This window comes from Cytobacillus sp. FSL R5-0377 (assembly GCF_038004385.1).
Taxonomy (GTDB): Bacteria; Bacillota; Bacilli; order Bacillales; family Cytobacillaceae; genus Cytobacillus.
The window spans coordinates 1,501,870-1,518,597 of the sequence record NZ_JBBORA010000001.1 but is presented as its reverse complement, the minus strand read 5'-3'; the positions used below and the strand labels follow the sequence as shown (position 1 = coordinate 1,518,597).

At 43.9% G+C, this 16,728-nt stretch carries 14 protein-coding genes; 10 read left to right on the top strand and 4 right to left on the bottom strand.

Features of this window, described 5'->3' with window-relative positions; genetic code table 11:
* Positions 1-7: 7 nt before the first annotated feature.
* On the top strand, positions 8-832 hold the full coding sequence (locus tag NSQ49_RS07650; protein ID WP_159861995.1) for a YihY/virulence factor BrkB family protein: 825 nt from the start codon (positions 8-10) through the stop codon (positions 830-832).
* A gap of 227 nt (positions 833-1,059) precedes the next feature.
* Here the strand turns inward: NSQ49_RS07650 and NSQ49_RS07645 are convergent, their stop codons facing one another.
* Both NSQ49_RS07645 and NSQ49_RS07640 read right to left on the bottom strand, forming a co-directional pair.
* Complete coding sequence (locus NSQ49_RS07645; RefSeq protein ID WP_285869062.1) at positions 1,060-2,982, bottom strand: heavy metal translocating P-type ATPase; 1,923 nt, start codon at positions 2,980-2,982, stop codon at positions 1,060-1,062.
* A 217-nt stretch (positions 2,983-3,199) separates the two neighbouring features.
* Positions 3,200-4,378 carry an MFS transporter gene (locus NSQ49_RS07640; RefSeq protein ID WP_251283220.1) on the bottom strand — a complete coding sequence of 393 codons (1,179 nt, stop codon included), beginning with the start codon at positions 4,376-4,378 and terminating at the stop codon, positions 3,200-3,202.
* Between the two features lie 160 nt (positions 4,379-4,538).
* Here NSQ49_RS07640 and NSQ49_RS07635 point away from each other — a divergent pair, with 160 nt between their 5' ends.
* The 4 genes from NSQ49_RS07635 to NSQ49_RS07620 all read left to right on the top strand — a co-directional run bounded on the left by NSQ49_RS07635 (position 4,539) and on the right by NSQ49_RS07620 (position 9,053).
* Positions 4,539-4,922: an OsmC family protein gene (locus NSQ49_RS07635; RefSeq protein ID WP_159861993.1), complete on the top strand. Its 384-nt coding sequence runs from the start codon at positions 4,539-4,541 to the stop codon at positions 4,920-4,922.
* Positions 4,923-5,039: 117 nt separating this feature from the next.
* Positions 5,040-6,182: an acyl-CoA dehydrogenase family protein gene (locus NSQ49_RS07630; protein ID WP_251283219.1), complete on the top strand. Its 1,143-nt coding sequence runs from the start codon at positions 5,040-5,042 to the stop codon at positions 6,180-6,182.
* A 574-nt stretch (positions 6,183-6,756) separates the two neighbouring features.
* Positions 6,757-7,818 carry a calcium/proton exchanger gene (gene cax / locus NSQ49_RS07625; RefSeq protein ID WP_159861991.1) on the top strand — a complete coding sequence of 354 codons (1,062 nt, stop codon included), beginning with the start codon at positions 6,757-6,759 and terminating at the stop codon, positions 7,816-7,818.
* A gap of 413 nt (positions 7,819-8,231) precedes the next feature.
* Complete coding sequence (locus NSQ49_RS07620; protein ID WP_251283218.1) at positions 8,232-9,053, top strand: YfkD famly protein; 822 nt, start codon at positions 8,232-8,234, stop codon at positions 9,051-9,053.
* Between the two features lie 80 nt (positions 9,054-9,133).
* On the opposite strand, the gene yfkAB is transcribed toward NSQ49_RS07620, so the two are convergent.
* Positions 9,134-10,249 carry a radical SAM/CxCxxxxC motif protein YfkAB gene (gene yfkAB / locus NSQ49_RS07615; protein ID WP_285868943.1) on the bottom strand — a complete coding sequence of 372 codons (1,116 nt, stop codon included), beginning with the start codon at positions 10,247-10,249 and terminating at the stop codon, positions 9,134-9,136.
* Between the two features lie 169 nt (positions 10,250-10,418).
* Here yfkAB and NSQ49_RS07610 point away from each other — a divergent pair, with 169 nt between their 5' ends.
* On the top strand, positions 10,419-11,045 hold the full coding sequence (locus NSQ49_RS07610; protein WP_251283217.1) for a hypothetical protein: 627 nt from the start codon (positions 10,419-10,421) through the stop codon (positions 11,043-11,045).
* A 140-nt stretch (positions 11,046-11,185) separates the two neighbouring features.
* Positions 11,186-12,892 carry a gamma-glutamyltransferase gene (ggt, locus tag NSQ49_RS07605; RefSeq protein WP_251283216.1) on the top strand — a complete coding sequence of 569 codons (1,707 nt, stop codon included), beginning with the start codon at positions 11,186-11,188 and terminating at the stop codon, positions 12,890-12,892.
* Between the two features lie 13 nt (positions 12,893-12,905).
* On the opposite strand, the gene NSQ49_RS07600 is transcribed toward ggt, so the two are convergent.
* A complete protein-coding gene (locus NSQ49_RS07600) occupies positions 12,906-13,424 on the bottom strand; it encodes a DUF421 domain-containing protein (protein WP_251283215.1) in 519 nt (172 codons plus the stop codon).
* Positions 13,425-13,600: 176 nt separating this feature from the next.
* Between NSQ49_RS07600 and NSQ49_RS07595 the strand changes: the two genes are divergently transcribed.
* The 3 genes from NSQ49_RS07595 to pdaA all read left to right on the top strand — a co-directional run bounded on the left by NSQ49_RS07595 (position 13,601) and on the right by pdaA (position 16,653).
* Complete coding sequence (locus tag NSQ49_RS07595) at positions 13,601-13,783, top strand: SE1561 family protein (RefSeq protein WP_159861986.1); 183 nt, start codon at positions 13,601-13,603, stop codon at positions 13,781-13,783.
* A gap of 401 nt (positions 13,784-14,184) precedes the next feature.
* A complete protein-coding gene (locus tag NSQ49_RS07590) occupies positions 14,185-15,738 on the top strand; it encodes a fumarate hydratase (RefSeq protein ID WP_285868938.1) in 1,554 nt (517 codons plus the stop codon).
* 123 nt (positions 15,739-15,861) lie between these two features.
* Positions 15,862-16,653: a delta-lactam-biosynthetic de-N-acetylase gene (pdaA, locus tag NSQ49_RS07585; protein ID WP_251283214.1), complete on the top strand. Its 792-nt coding sequence runs from the start codon at positions 15,862-15,864 to the stop codon at positions 16,651-16,653.
* Positions 16,654-16,728 lie beyond the last annotated feature (75 nt).

Sequence of the window (16,728 nt, the reverse complement as noted above, 5' to 3'; positions counted from 1 at the left end):
TGTTGGAATGGGACGAACTCTTTCGGCTCTAATTCCAAACTTATGGAAAAGAGTAGAGGAAGATGATGTATTTGGACTTGCTGCCCAATTAGCGTATTTCTTTCTTCTCTCTCTTTTTCCTCTGTTAATTTTTCTGGTCACGCTCGTTCCTTATTTGCCGATCACACAGCAGGATATTTTAAATGTTGTCCGTGATTTTGCACCGGGAGAGACCATGAAGCTGATTGAAACCAATATTTATGAGATTACGAAGCGGAATGGAAAGCTGCTTTCCTTCGGGATCATTGCTACGCTCTGGTCGGCTTCGAATGGAATCAATGCAGTGGTGAAGGCTTTTAATAAGGCATATGACGTAAAGGAAACCCGCCATTTTATTATTGCACGCGGGATGTCGATCCTGCTTACATTTGCAATGATTTTTGTCTTTGTACTGGCTCTGCTTCTTCCTGTTTTCGGAAGGCAGATTGGCTTGTTTATTTCTTCGGAATTTGGTTTATCAGGCCAATTTCTGGCCATTTGGAATATGATTCGCTGGCTGGTGAGTCCGTTCATTCTTTTTGTGGTGTTTACAGGGCTGTACTGGATTGCGCCTAATAAGAAATTAACCTGTATCAGCGCTGTTCCAGGTGCCGTTTTTGCTACAATCGGCTGGGTGCTTTCATCACTGGCCTTTTCATACTATGTCAGCAGCTTCGGCAACTTTTCCGCAACATATGGAAGCATTGGCGCTATTATCGTGCTTATGATCTGGTTCTACATATCCGGCATTATCATCATTGTAGGCGGCGAAATCAATGCCACCTATTCGAAAATCAATAAAGACGATTGCTGATGAAAAAGTTACCTTCTTAAAAATTGACTCTCCGTTACACACTAGTAATGGGGGAAAATGAATACATCAGGAGGGTATCGATATGACAAAACATACGAAAAAAGATGGCGGTACGAAGCAAAAAGGCAAAAACAAACCAAAACAAAAAACATCCGGTTCTGCTAACGGGCAGAACGGCTATCACTAATTAATAAAAAAGCCTGGGAATTTGAATTCCCAGGCTTTCCTTATGATCTTAACAGCCTCAGACTGTTTAAAATAACTAAAATAGTTGACCCTTCATGGCCGATCACTCCATATGGAAGGTCAAGCAGCTGCAGGAAGTTGGATGCAATTAAAAACATAATTACCGTGATGGAGAAAATGACATTCTGTTTGATAATGCGATTCATCCGCCTTGACAGTTCAATGGCTTCTGCAATTTTGGGGAGGTCATTTTTCATTAAAACCACATCAGCCGTTTCAAGTGCTACATCTGTTCCTTCGCCCATAGCAATTCCGACATTGGCAGTGGCCAGAGCAGGGGCATCGTTAATTCCGTCACCAACCATGGCAACATTGATGTATTTTTCTTTCAGCTTTTTCAAATGCTCGACTTTGTTTTCAGGCAGGCATTCAGCAATATGTTCATTGACATGGCTTTCGCCTGCAATCGCTGCTGCTGTTGTCTGGCTGTCCCCAGTCAGCATGATCGTGTAAATTCCCTGTTTCTTTAAAAGGCCAATTGCCTGTTTGGTTTCCTCGCGGACAACATCCTTCAGGGAAATCAGACCGATGACTTCATCGTTTTTCTGTACAAACACAACGGTTTTTCCTTCGCTTGCCATGCGGTCGGCTGCTCCGTCTGCAAATGCATTTGCCTCTGTATTACCGACAAAAGAGGCTTTGCCGATTTTCCATTCATCCTGATGAACCTTAGCTTTCACACCATAACCCGCTACATCTTCAATGCTTTCCGGACGGATTAGGGGCTCAGAGAGTTCCTTCTTTGCATGCTTGACGATGGCATTAGCAAGAGGATGGTTTGAATGGCTCTCGATGGAGGCCACCTTTAGAAGCAGTTCTTCTTTGGAAAGCCCATCCACAACCACTACATCGGTAACTTCCGGCTTACCTTTTGTCAGTGTACCGGTTTTGTCAAAGGCAATCGCCTTAAGATGACTCAGGTTCTCAAGGTGCACACCGCCTTTAAAAAGGATGCCGTGTCTCGCGCCATTTGAAATGGCGGACAAAGTCGCAGGCATAATCGATGCGACAAGGGCACAAGGTGATGCCACAACAAGAAGGATCATGGCCCTGTAAAAGGTTTCTGTCCAGCTCCATCCCAACAGAAAGTGTGGAGCAAACATCATAAGAAACACAACAGCCAAAACAATTTTGACATAAGTACCTTCAAATTTTTCAATGAAAAGCTGTGAAGGGGATTTCTCGCTTTGAGCGGATTGCACCAGCTCAATAATTTTTTGAAAAAGGGTTTCGTTATTCGGTTTTGTTATTTCAACTGTAATCGATCCGTTCAAATTCACTGTCCCTGCAAATACCTGGTCATCTGCCCCTTTGGAAACGGGCAGAGACTCACCCGTTATAGCAGCTTCATCCAGCGATGATAGGCCTTTTACAATCGTTCCATCAGAGGGGACCCGTTCACCCGGCTTTACAAGGATTAAATCCCCGATTTCAAGCGCTGAGACATGTACACGTTCCTCTGACCCATCCGTAATTCTCAGTGCTTCTTCCGGCTGCAATTCCATTAGGGAAGAGATTTCTTTATGGCTTTTGTTCATGGTGTAGGTCTCCAAAGCGCCGCTGACTGCGAAAATAAATATCAGGATAGCGCCTTCTGTCCAATAGCCGATAATTGCTGAGCCGATTGCAGCGAAGATCATCAGCATTTCAACATTCAATTCTTTATTCTCAATGGTTTCTTCGATGCCTTCTTTTGCTTTCGCAAAGCCGCCGATCACAAAAGCCAGCAGGTAAGCAGCGATTGAACCAGCTTCCATTCCGTTTCGGTCCAGCAGCCAGCCTGTTAAAATCAATACACCGCTTAGAAGGGCGGCAATTAATTCAGCATGGGGTTTCATTTTTTCTAAAAGATTTTCTTGGGATCCTGGGCTATTGTTAAGCAGAGCCTTTGCCTCCATACTCATCATTTGTCCTCCTAAAATATAAATTTACTATTTTTTCAATTGTCTTATTGAGAAGAATAATCACATTCAATACCCCTAAAAAACAACGAAAGCTGCCACCAAATAGGTGACAGCGTTAAAATCAGTAATGCAGCTAGCATTATGCAATTATTGTATTCTATTACATTTATTTTACTATATACCCTATGAAAAGAAAAGCGAAACAGTTACATGAAAATTAAAATGACTGGCTTTTCTCCAGCACCTGACCCTTATTCCCAAATAAGGTGACGGCACCAAAGATCATCAATAGCATCACACTGATAATGTTGAAAAAGCTGATCGTCTTGAATAATTCAATGAAAAGGCCGCCGAAATAAGGGCCAATCAGGCTTCCGATGCTGAAAGCTACACCGCAAAGCAGGTTGCCTGTCGGAAGCAAGTTCTTTGGCATTAAGTCTGCCATATAGGTGATGCCGAGTGAAAAGGTGGATCCGACGGCCATGCCTGCAATGAATAGGCAAATCGTCAGAGCAAGCACTATTTCCTCGAGCATGCTTGCTGCGACAAAGCTTAAAAATCCGATAAAAAGGACACTCATTAGTACATGGCGTCTTCCGAACTTATCACTCATGATACCTAAAGGAAGCTGGAATAGGATGCCCCCAATTGCAAATGAAGTCAGAAGCAGGGAAACGCTTGAAACCTCCAGCCCAATGCGCAGGCCATAGATGGGAAAGCTGCCGTTCAATGAAGCTTCAAGAAATCCATATCCCAATGCCGGCAGGAAGGCTACCCAGCCATATTTTGCGGCTTTTGAAAAACGCTTCATGGTTTCTCTGAAAGAGTTAATTTCGATGGACTGCTCCGGGAAGTCATTTTTCAATGTGAATAAAAACAGCCAGGCAATTAGACATAGAATGGATGAAATAATAAACGGCATCGTTTCATTTACTTTTACAAGCGGTGCCATTAACGGTCCTACAGCAAACCCAACTCCGAAGAAAAGTCCGTACAGGGAGATATTCCGGCCGCGTTTGTTTTCCGGAGAAAAGGAGGTGATCCATGTTTGCGTTCCGAAATGCAGGGCATGGTCGCCGATTCCGATAAGCAGACGCAGCACAAACCAAAACCAAAAAGATTTCCAGAGCGGAAAAAGCATGAGAGATACAACAACTAATAATCCGCCAAGGATAATGACCGGCTTGTAGCCGTATTTTCGCAATGGATATTCCATAAAAGGTGAAATAAGCAGGATTCCGATATATAAACCTGTTGCATTTAGACCATTCAAGCTTGAGGAAATGCCGTCATTTTCAAAAATAATCGCAATCAGCGGCAGCAGCATTCCCTGGCTGAAGCCTGAAATGGCCACAATGCTGATGAGAATCCAAAAACGCATTGTTTCTTTATTCATAAAAAAACCTCTTTTTCTGACGTGAAATAGTATCGTCTCCTAAATGATGGTATCGGGAATAAGTTATCTTGGCAAGAGTAAGTTTATGGTCAAAATAATTTTGTTTGCAAGAGAATTAGTGTAATCTCTACTAATAATAAGATAAAAAGGGGCGAATACCATGGAATTTAAAATGAAGGAAGAAGTTGGCTTCTATACCGATTTGCCATTTGGGCGTTTGGAGGTGGCAGGAGATGAAGAGTATGGCTTCAGGCCGTACCAGCTGCTTGTCGCTTCGCTGGCTGTGTGCAGCGGCGGTGTTCTGAGGAAAATCATGAAAAAAATGCGCATGGAGTTTGAAGACATTAAAATAAAAACAAGAGTTGAAAGAAATCCTGAAAAGGCTGACCGGGTGGAAAAGGTACAGATTCATTTCATCATAAAAGGAACGGACCTAAATGAGGCGAAGCTCCACAAGGCAATGGAATTGACCAGAAAGAACTGTTCAATGGTGCGCTCAGTGGAAGAAAGCATTGAAATAGAAGAGACATTTGAACTTATTTAACATGCGGACAGGGAAGGGGGATGCCTCTTCCTTGTTTTTTGTTAAAGGCAGTAGAATAATAGTATAATAATTCCTATAAAAATAATAAGAATTGAAGCAGAAACGAGGTGCCCCGCATTGAAATTCCAAGACTTGCAAACCACCGAAGAAAGAATCAGGCTCATGGAAGAGCTCTCACAAAATTTCTTATCAAGAGCAGCCAAAAACGATGAAGAAGGCCTGTTTCCGTTTGAGAATATTAATGAACTAAAAGAATCCGGCTACACCTCCTTGACCGTCCCTAAACGATACGGAGGCGCAGAAATTTCCCTTTCTGAATTTCTGAAGCTCCAGGAGAAGATCGCAGAAGGAGATGGCTCCACCGCCCTGTCCATTGGGTGGCATATGGGGATTATCAAAAGCCTTGGCGAGAAAAACAACTGGGATGAAGAGGTATTTAAGAACCTGTGTGAAGAAGTAAAAAAGGGTGCTTTAATGAATAACTGTGCAACAGAATTGCAGACGGGCAGCCCTACAAGGGGAGGCAAGCCGGTTACCTCTGCACGAAAAGAAGGGGACTCCTGGATTATTAATGGCCGGAAAAGCTTTACCACCATGGCCCCTGTGCTGGATTACTTCAATGTGAGTGCAGCGATTGAAGAAAGCGGGGAAATAGGAAACTTTTTAATTCCGAGAAACTCCTCCGGCCTTGAGATTGTGGAAACATGGGACAGCATTGCAATGAGAGGAACAGGCAGCCATGACCTTCTTTTAAAAAATGTAAAGGTTAAGGAGGATGCACTTGTCGAGATGTTTCAGCCAGGCAAAAAAGGTGCAGCCGGCTGGCTTCTCCACATTCCGGCCTGTTATTTGGGCATTGCTCAGGCGGCACAGAATTATGCCATTAGCTTTGCGAAGGATTATTCCCCGAACAGTATAAGCGGTGCCATTATTGACTTGCCCAATGTTCAGCAAAAGGTTGGCGAGATGGAATTTGAACTCATGAGGGCGCGTCATTTCCTCTATTCGGTTGCAAATAAATGGGATGAAGCCAGCGGCGAAACGAGAAGCGGAATGCAGCCTGAATTGGGAGCGGTTAAGCTCGCTGTAACCAACGCGGCCATTACAGTAGTCGATCTGGCCATGCGTGTGGCAGGTGCACGCAGTTTATCAGCACAAAATCCGCTCCAGCGCTATTACAGGGATGTACGTGCCGGCCTGCATAACCCGCCGATGGATGATATGACCATTCAGGCATTAGCAAAAGATGCGATAAAGTAATGCAGAAGGCTGCTGTTTAGACGGCAGCTTTTTGTATTATATTTACTGAGTTGATTGGAGCGGAAGGTGCGAGATCCTCGAAAATGCATGCGCAGTTTCTTCTGCGGTGCGTACTCGGGAAAACTCGCCACGAACGGTACTAATCCCCTCGATTGTGGCTGTTTACGATGACATTTTCTGCCACAAACGGTCTCAAACCGCTCGATTGAGGCCGTTCACGCTAACATTTATTCAATGCCCAGCGAGTAGCGGGACAGGTGAGACCTCGCAGACGCGTAGCGCCGAGGAGGCTCACCGCCTGCCCCTCAGAACGCTTGAGCATCCCTTCGCTGCAATCAACGGTCAACATTGAAAAGTGAAAAACAAGAATCTATATGAAAAGAGCCTCTTTATAAAAGGTTCTGAAGTTAGATATCGGTTTATATCCAGTCGCCCTCCGTATCCTCCAAGTTTGACTTTCCCCTAAAATGGCTAAAGAGAAAGTACGTTTTACATAAACTCCTTGCATATAATCACATAGGCAGGAAAGTGCAGGCAATACTAAAAAATATTAAGAAGGGAAGGAGTAGCCAATATGACTAATAAAGTGTTCATGGTATTGGCATTTGCAGGTGTGCCGCTGTCTGTCATCGGTACATTGATGCACTGGTCCAATATCTTGCTGTTTGCGATCTACTGCATCACTATTATTGCACTGGCCAGCTATATGGGAAGGGCGACAGAAAGTCTTGCAGTAGTAGCGGGTCCCCGAATTGGCGGATTGCTGAATGCCACCTTTGGAAATGCGGTTGAACTAATCATATCAATCTTCGCTTTAAAAGCAGGTCTGATCAGTGTTGTGCTCGCATCACTGACGGGATCCGTACTGGGGAATTTACTGCTGGTGGCAGGACTTTCCTTTTTCATTGGCGGACTGAAATTCAAGAGACAAAGCTTTAATGTCTTTGATGCCCGCCACAATTCAGGACTTCTGATGTTTGCCGTTATTGTGGCCTTTGTCATTCCTGAAGTTTTTTCAATGACCATGGACGAAGCGGAGACGATCACGTTCAGCATCGGCATTTCTGTCATTTTAATCGCTTTGTATTTAGCTGCCTTGTTCTTCAAACTGGTCACCCACCGGGGCGTCTATCAATCAACAGAAGAAGAACGGGGCTCACATGAGGAGGAAATCCCGGAGTGGAGCAAAGGGAAAGCCATTGCTGTACTTGCCATTTCCACTATTGCTGTTGCTTATGTATCAGAGAATCTGGTTCATACCTTCGAAGAAGTTGGAGAAACGTTTGGCTGGTCAGAACTGTTTATTGGGGTAGTCATTGTGGCAATTGTCGGAAATGCGGCAGAGCATGCTTCGGCTATAATTATGGCTTATAAAAATAAGATGGATATTGCTGTTGAAATTGCAGTAGGTTCCACCCTCCAGGTTGCGATGTTTGTCGCGCCAGTCCTGGTACTGCTTTCGCTTCTGTTCCCGACAGCCATGCCGCTTGTTTTTACATTACCTGAGCTGATTGCCATGGTTACGGCCGTCCTGCTGATGGTTGTCATTGGCAATGATGGAGAAACCAACTGGTTTGAAGGAGCCACTCTGCTGGCAGCTTACGTGATCATGGGAATCGGATTTTATCTTTTATAGCAAACAGAAAACCGGCTCTGAAAAAATCTCAGGGCCGGTTATTTATATGGGTATTTAAGTACTTTTTTAAAGGATTATGTTCTTTCAGAGAATGTTCTGTTCGCTTTCAGTCATTGATCACCAACCTTCATGATGATGTTTGATCATTACTGTCTTGCAGATGACTTAACAAAAAAACGATTCTCCTCCTTTGACATAATAGTGGGGTTGACTTCCACTGCCCTCCTTTAATTTAGTAATCTTATTATAAATTGTTATTTGATATTTGTAAATATTCTGATTTTTACATTTTCATTACAAAATTAAATTTTTCATAAACAAGCCTTATTTTTCATGGGAGGGATAATATCCCCTTACTCCGAAAAAACTAAGATCAACCTAAAAAGATTGTGACTTGAAAGGAGAAAGACACCATGAAAAAATACGTAAGCATTCTTTTTTTAGGTCTTATATTAATGCTGTCAATTCATCCGGCTGCAGAAGCGCAGAAAGGGGCTGAGAAATCGGCAAAACAGCAGCCAAAGGCTATTGTTGTCCCTAATTCTGTGCTGAATGTAACGAAGGAAAATACGTATCCGAACCCTGCACAGGATATGCCGACGCTTCAGCCCAGTGAATTAACCCAGCAGCTGATTGATTCATCAAAGGTTCCTATCGAAAATCCGGATCTTATCCGGATGCTGAATGAAACATCTGTCAGCAGTACACCGTTTGCGCTTGGCTATAGAGCGATCGTCTACCTCGGTCAATGGCCGTTAAATTATCAGTCTGCCGAAACCTCTCCAAATTGGGAATACCAGAGGATTAACACAAATTATTTTGATAACCGGGGCGGCAAGGCACCATATCAGATTCATTATGTGCAGGAAGCCCAAAAGGTTGTCCGCGGAGGTCTGACTGCCAAGGTTCCCAATGCTGAGGATGTTAAAAAGATGATGCTTCTGAAAGCCATGGAGAAGTCAGGTCTGCCTCTAGCCTTTGAAACAATTATAGGCGCGGGCACCAAAAAGGACCATATCTATAATATCCCGCCTAAAAGATTAGGCTATCTATACGGCTATGCCCCAGCTATCAACGAAAAGGGGAAAGTCACGTATGGAGAAGTGTATTTAATGCTGAAAGGCAGCAAAAAAATGATTGTCATTAAAAATGTTACCTCCCAGGGAATAGGTGCCTGGATTCCGATTCAGGACCATGTGACCTTTGGGTTTGTTGTTTCAGAAAGGCCAAAATAATTAGAAGTACCAAGGAGCGCGTTCAACATTTACTATTTTTGCAAAAACAATGCCAGCCCAACATGCGGGCTGGCTCTTTTTTAGATATTTGTACGTCTTGTCTTAAAATCTGTTTCTTTATAATAGCTGTTCTTCACAAGAACGTTAGGGCCAAGGCACTTAACAGCCGAACAATGACAGTTCAGTGAATCGGCGAGTTCTGTTCTGCTCCATTTCTGATAAATATCCTCAAGCTGATCGGTCTGGATATTCCCAAGCGGCGGTGTATCACCAAAGTCAGTGACAATGACATCGCCAGTGAAAATATTAACATTTAAACGTGATCTTCCGTCTGGATCATTGCGGACAGTCACATTTTTAGCTGCGTGCAGTCTTCTTAGAAGCTCCAGGTCTTCCTTGTCGCTGCTGCAAGCATAGAATGGCAGGGTGCCAAACAGCATCCATGTATCTTCATTTCGGATATCCAATAAATGATGGATGGCTGATCTCATTTCTTTTAGAGTTAGTGTTTCCAGCGAAGAGGCGAAATCGGATGGGTACATAGGATGGACCTCATGGCGCTGACAGTTCATTTCCTCTGTAATTTGTTTATGGATTTTCTCAAGATAAGGCAATGTCCGTTTGTTGAGCATGGTCTCAGCCGAAACCATCACTCCTGCTTTTACGAGCTCCCTGCTGTTTTTAATCATTCGGTAAAAAAGACGCTGGCGCTGCTCTATTGTCGGCTTTCGTTCCATCATCGCAAAGCCGCCTTCAATAAAGTCTTCCTCCGTTCCCCAGTTATGCGAAATATGAAGGACATCCAAATAAGGAATAATTTCTTCATAACGGGCTAACTCCAGTGTCAGATTTGAATTAATCTGAGTTCTGACCCCTCTGTTGTGTGCATAGCGAAGCAGGGGCACAACATAATTTTCAACCGATTTTTTTGAAAGCATCGGCTCTCCGCCTGTGATGCTCAGTGATCTTAGAAGGGGGATTTCATCCAGCCTTTTCAAAAGCAAGTCGATAGGCAGTGCAAGAGGGTCCTTAGGCTGAAGGGTATATCCGACTGCGCAGTGTTCGCAGCGCATATTACATAATACAGTGGTTGTAAATTCAATATTTGAAAGCACCATTTTTCCGTGCTGATCGATGTCGGAATAAGCTTCCCATGGATCATATTCCGGTGTTATAGGTGAAAGTTGTGTTTTCATATAAATCTCCTTTTAAATCTAAGTCCTTTGTCATTATTAAATCTTTGGAACCCCTTGTCAATCGATAGTTTAGACTAAAATTAGGATTAGAACGTTTATTTTCTCCTCATGCGGGAATTAATCCAATATCACAGACGAAACATTTTTAATAATAAGAGGAGGATTTAACATGGAACAGAATAACTCGTATAATACCACAAATACTTTGAGCACTGATTATGGACAAGGAATGAATACGGCTTATGATCAGGATAATTCACAGAACAGCAAGCTGATGAAGGGCATTGTCATTGGCGGCATTATCGGCGGAGCCTTGGCCATGCTTGACAGTACAACCAGAACAAAAGTGAAAACAAAGGCAATGGATCTTAAGGATTCATCAGCAAGCCTTATTTCAGAAGTGAAGGAAAATCCCGGTGAAGTAAAAGAAACGATGATTAACCAATTTAAGAGTGCTTCCAATACCCTGAAAGATGCCATCAAAGACGCACAGAGTTTATATCAGCGTGTTAATGAAGATGTCTTCGGCAATATGGACATGGTAAAAGAGGTCTCTAGCGATGCTATGTCAACAGCAAAGGAAGCAAAAAGCGAACTGGCTGATATCGGATCAAAAGTAAAAGACGCAGGTTCAGAATTAATGGAAAGCCCTGTAGGAAGCGGCGGAGCTTCATCGGGCTCAAACTATCAGTCTGCAGGCTCAGCCAGCGGCACTGATACTGCTTTTCCGACAGAGCGCAGTGAAAGTGCAGTCACTTACAGTCCCGGGACTCAAAAGAACAGCAATAACCTTTAATGAATGATATTAAACATCCTCTGCTCGTATGAGTGGAGGATGTTTAATTGGCTTTATTTCCTAATGATGGTTGTTTTAGATATACGGAGACGGGGTAACCCTTATATACAGGTATAGGACATTTTTTGGAGGTTACATTTATGGGGTATAGACGAGGGAAATCATTATCAAACGATATGGAAAAACAATCTCATGAAAGAGAAACAGCTGTTGGAACCAAGGGGATGGTAGTGAGTCCTCATTCGGTTGCTACAGATATAGGAGAAAAAATATTGCGGGATGGCGGCAATGCAGTGGATGCTGCAGCGGCCATCCAATTTGCTTTAAATGTAGTAGAGCCGATGATGACAGGTATTGGCGGAAGCGGATTTTTAATGGTTTATGATAATAAGAAAAAAGATGTAAAAATATTTGATGGCCACACTCGGGCTCCAAAGGGCGTTCATCCCGAAATGTTTCTGGATGACAACGGAGAAGTAATCGACTTCCGCAAACGCTCTACGCATGGGTCTGCAGTAGGCATTCCGGGTATCTTAAAAGCTTTTGAAAGAGCACTTGAGGAACATGGATCCAAACCATTAGCCGATCTGATCCAGCCGGCAATCGAAGCAGCGGAAAGCGGTGTGGAAGTGAACTGGGTACTGGAGGAAGCTCTTCAGAACTTTCATTACAGACTTGGTGAGGAAGCCAAAGCGTTTTATTTTCCGGAAGGCAAAACTCTTAAGTCTGGTGACAGCCTTGTAAAGGAGCATTTAGCGAAGACATTTCGCATCCTTCAAAAAGAAGGAATTTCTTCTTTTTATGAGGGAGAGATTGCCGAAGCCATTGTAAAGTGCCTTAAAGAAGAAGGCGGCTTTATGACACTTGAGGACCTTAAGAATTACCGTCTGACGATCGATGAGCCTATTTGGGGAGAATACAAAGGCTATAAGATCGCTTCATCAGCTCCTCCGAGTGCAGGCGGTGTGACGGTCATCCAGATTCTGAAAATCCTGGAGAAGTTTAATTTGAGCCAATATGATTCAAAGTCCTGGGAGAAGTATTATCTGATTACGGAAGCCATGCGATTGGCTTTTGCAGACAAGGTTGCCTATTCAGGTGATCCTGAATTTACAGATCTGCCAATTGAAGGGCTGCTTCATGATGATTATATAGCTGAAAGGGTAAAAGCCATTAATTTTAAAAGAAGAAATGATGCAATCGATTTTGGGAACCCATGGAATTATCAAGAGGGGGAACCAAAGCAGATTATCCGCCAGCCGGATGATTTAGAAAAAAGTGAAACCACCCATTTCACGGTAATTGACCAATGGGGCAATATTGCAGCGTGTACATCGACCGTTGAGCATCCATTTGGATCTGGAATTATGGTGAAAGGCTACGGCTTCTTATTAAACAATGAACTGACAGACTTTGATGCCAATCCGGGCGGCGTCAATGAGCCAAAACCGGATAAAAGGCCGGTCAGCTGTAAAAGCCCGACCATTTTGTTCAAGGATGATCAGCCTGTTCTGACCCTTGGCTCTCCAGGAGGTCCAACAATTATTGGCTCGGTTTTTCAGACGATCGTGAATATTATTGATCATGATATGAATTTAAAGGAAGCCATTGAAGAGCCCAGGATTTTTGCCACAACAGGCCCGCTAATTGAATGGGAACCGGGCATAAGCATGAAATCCAAGGGAGAAATGGAATTCATGGGATTCGAATTTGGAGATAAGCCAAGCCGGATCGGAAATGTTCAGGCTATCCAGATTGATCGGGAGAAGGGCCGTTTATATGGAGCGGCTGACTCCAGCCGTGAAGGGAAAGCAGCAGGAATTACAGAGGAGCAATTAAAGAGCTGATGCCGGTTTGGCATCAGCTTTTCTTTTGGCCAATATCTGAAAGGGTGCTCATTGTGCTGTTTGAACTGGTCCTTTGAATGACTGACATGCTGCCGTCTGGCTCAAACACAACCGCTTCAATTTCGTCCATCGTGGAATGGCCGCTGGAACGGACAGCCTGCAAAACTTCTGATCGTATAACTCTGTTCTCTTTTAGTGCCGAATCAATGTAATGCCCTTTATAAAAAAGAAGGTGAGGGCTGGCTTTTATGAATGTATTGAATTTGGCTGAATGAAGAGATAGCCAGGCCACAATATACTGCAGGCCGATCAATAGAACATAAGCAGTCAGACCTTCGGCAAGTGAAACCTGCTTGTTAAGGAAGATAGTGGCAAGTGTAGACCCGATGGCAACGGTAACCACTAAATCAAAAGCATTCATTTTGGTTAAGGTTCGTTTTCCCGATATCCTCAGGAATAAAACCAGGAAGATATAACTCATAGCGCCAATAGAGAGAACTCTCCATATATCCTGCCAGCTGGAAAAAATCATCCTTTTCCTCCTCTCTGTATAGTTTCTATTCCTTTTAAAGGAAGACTGTAAACAGATGATTTGAATCAGTTTCCATGTTGCTGGGATTGCCAAGATGGGTATACTAAATAAAACCACTATTTGCTGAAATAGCAGTTTTCCTGTAGGATGTAATCGAGACGAAAGGAGAGAACGTTTTGGGCAGTCCGATTCAAGATAAAAATTCACAGGTTACTTTTCTAAAACAGCGCTTAAATATGTTTCTGGACGTACTGGATGCTATTGAGCCGGAAGACACTGAAATCGAGGATATCGACCGTCTGATCGAAATGATCGATGAACTCGAATCAAAATGCCGTGAATTTAATAACCGCGATTAAAAATAGGAGCCTGAGGGCTCTTTTTTTATGGGGATTTGGAACTGATGGCGGTTAGTTTCAGCGGGCTGCGCCGAAACGCCGGGTTCCCGTGGGAATGGAAGGAATAGTGCCGAAAATGGCTGAGTGCTGAGAGAAATGGTCGTTAATCTAGAGGAATAGTGCCCAAAAGGGTGGAGACCAGAGAGAAATGGTAATAAATCCGGACGAATAATGCCCAAAGAGGCGGAGTCCTAAGAAAAATGGCAATTAATCCCGCATATACCTCCCTTTCATCCTGTAAACGATTGCAACCTTAGTCTTTAAATACACTTCAGTTAGGAGTATAATGGTAGACGATTATCAATTAAAATTTTTATTAAAGATATATGCATATAGGGAGCAAAGGGAAGGGGACTAAAGCAATGAATATCGACAAATTTCAGGAAAGCATGTATCAGCTGATTGTTGAGACATCCACAAATCTTCCGCGTGATGTACGCCGAGCGATTAAATCAGCGAAAGAAAGAGAGAATGCTGGCACGAGAGCAGCGATGAGCCTGGATACTATCACAAATAATATTAAAATGGCTGATGATAATGTGTCGCCAATCTGCCAGGATACCGGATTGCCGACATTCAAAATTAAGACGCCTGTTGGTGCTAACCAGCTGGTCATGAAAGAAGCGATCAAGAACGCAATTGCCCAGGCAACGAAGGACGGAAAGCTTCGCCCGAACTCTGTTGACTCACTGACAGGAGCCAACAGCGGGGATAATCTTGGCTTTGGCACTCCTGTTATTAAATTTGAGCAATGGGAAAAGGATTATATCGATGCACGCTTAATTTTAAAAGGCGGCGGCTGTGAAAATAAAAATATCCAATACAGCCTTCCATGTGAACTTGAAGGCCTTGGCCGTGCTGGCCGTGACCTGGATGGAATCCGCAAGTGCATTATGCATTCTGTCTACCAGGCGCAGGGACAGGGCTGCAGCGCCGGTTTCATCGGTGTCGGCATCGGGGGGGACCGCTCTTCAGGCTATGACCTGGCGAAAGAGCAGCTGTTCCGTTCTGTCGATGATGTGAACCCTAATGAAGATCTTCGCAAGCTTGAAGATTATGTGATGGAGAATGCCAATGAGCTGGGCATCGGAACCATGGGCTTCGGCGGAGAAACCACTCTTCTTGGCTGTAAAGTCGGGGTTATGAACCGAATTCCTGCAAGTTTCTTCGTATCTGTTGCCTATAATTGCTGGGCGTTCCGCCGCCTTGGCGTAGCAGTCAGCATGGAAACTGGCGAAATCAATGATTGGATGTACCAGGAAGGCGAGCACATCGACTTTGGCGCATCTGAAGCTGAACTTGAAACTGCGGCAGCAGCGGAGACAGCTGAGCAAACAAACATCGTTACTTTGCAGGCGCCGATCACTGAAGAACAGATCCGCAGCCTTAAAGTCGGTGATGTCGTTCAAATCAATGGCATGATGTACACGGGCAGAGATGCGATCCATCATCATCTCATGGACCATGATGCACCAGTGGATCTGAATGGACAGGTCATTTACCACTGCGGACCTGTTATGATGAAAGATGAAGACGGCAAGTGGCATGTGAAAGCAGCCGGTCCGACCACAAGTATTCGTGAAGAGCCTTATCAGGGCGATATCATGAAAAAGTTTGGCATCCGTGCGGTTATTGGAAAAGGCGGAATGGGTCCAAAAACGCTTGCTGCACTTCAGGAACATGGCGGCGTTTACCTAAATGCAATCGGCGGAGCAGCACAGTATTATGCTGACTGCATCAAGTCTGTTGAAGGTGTGGACCTAATGGAATTCGGTATTCCAGAAGCGATGTGGCATTTGAAGGTTGAAGGCTTTACTGCAGTTGTGACGATGGATTCTCATGGAAACAGTCTTCATAGTGATGTAGATAAATCTTCACTTGAGAAGCTGGCTCAATTCAAAGAGCGTGTATTCTAATAGATGAACAGGGAGAGAGGCTGTCTGCGGCCTCTCTTTTTATGTGCAATTTTTTGCCAATGAGCCCTGTGAATGATTTTGTTTCATTCACAAACACTAATAAAAAATATTGGAGGAGCTCAGATGAAAAAAATAAGTATCTTCCTGAGTGTTTTTATTTTGTTTTTTTCCGGAACAGCTTATGCAAACTACGGCAATTCTCCCCTGCACTGGGGATTTAAAAAAGCTAAAAATGAGATGCCTGCCGAAGCAGGCAAGCCGCTTGATGCACTGCTTGAGAGACATGGATCCTTTTATAAAGGCGATCCAAGCAAAAAGGAGATCTATTTAACATTTGATAATGGATATGAAAATGGCTATACCGGACAGGTTCTGGACGTTCTGAAAAAGGAAAATGTCCCAGCTGCCTTTTTTGTAACAGGCCATTATTTAAAAAGCGCCCCGGAGCTCGTCAAAAGGATGGCGGCAGAAGGCCATATTATTGGAAACCACTCCTGGCATCACCCTGATATGACAAGAGTGAGCGATGAGAAATTTACCAAAGAGCTTGAAATGGTCCGTGCTGAAACCGAAAAGCTGACAGGTGTTAAGCATATGGCCTATTTGCGGCCGCCGCGCGGAATATTCAGTGAGCGTACACTGGCACTAGCTAAAAAGGAAGGCTATACTCACGTATTCTGGTCATTGGCTTTTGTGGACTGGTACACTGATCGGCAGAAGGGCTGGCAGTATTCCTACGACAATATTATGCGCCAGATTCACCCGGGCAGTATCCTCCTGCTGCACACTGTATCAAAGGATAATGCAGATGCACTTGAAAAAGCCATACAGGATCTGAAAAAACGAGGGTATACTTTTAAAAGTCTTGACGACTTGACATGGGAGCAGGCGATTGGGGAGCGGATGCTGTACTGATTTGGATTGGCTGATAAAAATTTCGGAGTGGCATGCCTAAGTGGTGCTTGGCCGGTAAATCCCCCATTACGGCCG

Excerpts from the sequence above, each read along its gene's own strand:
- NSQ49_RS07650 (WP_159861995.1), top strand. The coding sequence starts at position 8 with ATGGGACGAACTCTTTCGGCTCTAATTCCAAACTTATGGAAAAGAGTA.
- yfkAB (WP_285868943.1), bottom strand. The coding sequence starts at position 10,249 with ATGAAAACACAACTTTCACCTATAACACCGGAATATGATCCATGGGAA.
- NSQ49_RS07600 (WP_251283215.1), bottom strand. The coding sequence starts at position 13,424 with ATGATTTTTTCCAGCTGGCAGGATATATGGAGAGTTCTCTCTATTGGC.
- ggt (WP_251283216.1), top strand. The coding sequence starts at position 11,186 with ATGGGGTATAGACGAGGGAAATCATTATCAAACGATATGGAAAAACAA.
- NSQ49_RS07610 (WP_251283217.1), top strand. The coding sequence starts at position 10,419 with ATGGAACAGAATAACTCGTATAATACCACAAATACTTTGAGCACTGAT.
- NSQ49_RS07635 (WP_159861993.1), top strand. The coding sequence starts at position 4,539 with ATGGAATTTAAAATGAAGGAAGAAGTTGGCTTCTATACCGATTTGCCA.
- NSQ49_RS07645 (WP_285869062.1), bottom strand. The coding sequence starts at position 2,982 with ATGAGTATGGAGGCAAAGGCTCTGCTTAACAATAGCCCAGGATCCCAA.
- NSQ49_RS07590 (WP_285868938.1), top strand. The coding sequence starts at position 14,185 with ATGAATATCGACAAATTTCAGGAAAGCATGTATCAGCTGATTGTTGAG.
- pdaA (WP_251283214.1), top strand. The coding sequence starts at position 15,862 with ATGAAAAAAATAAGTATCTTCCTGAGTGTTTTTATTTTGTTTTTTTCC.
- NSQ49_RS07640 (WP_251283220.1), bottom strand. The coding sequence starts at position 4,378 with ATGAATAAAGAAACAATGCGTTTTTGGATTCTCATCAGCATTGTGGCC.
- NSQ49_RS07620 (WP_251283218.1), top strand. The coding sequence starts at position 8,232 with ATGAAAAAATACGTAAGCATTCTTTTTTTAGGTCTTATATTAATGCTG.
- cax (WP_159861991.1), top strand. The coding sequence starts at position 6,757 with ATGACTAATAAAGTGTTCATGGTATTGGCATTTGCAGGTGTGCCGCTG.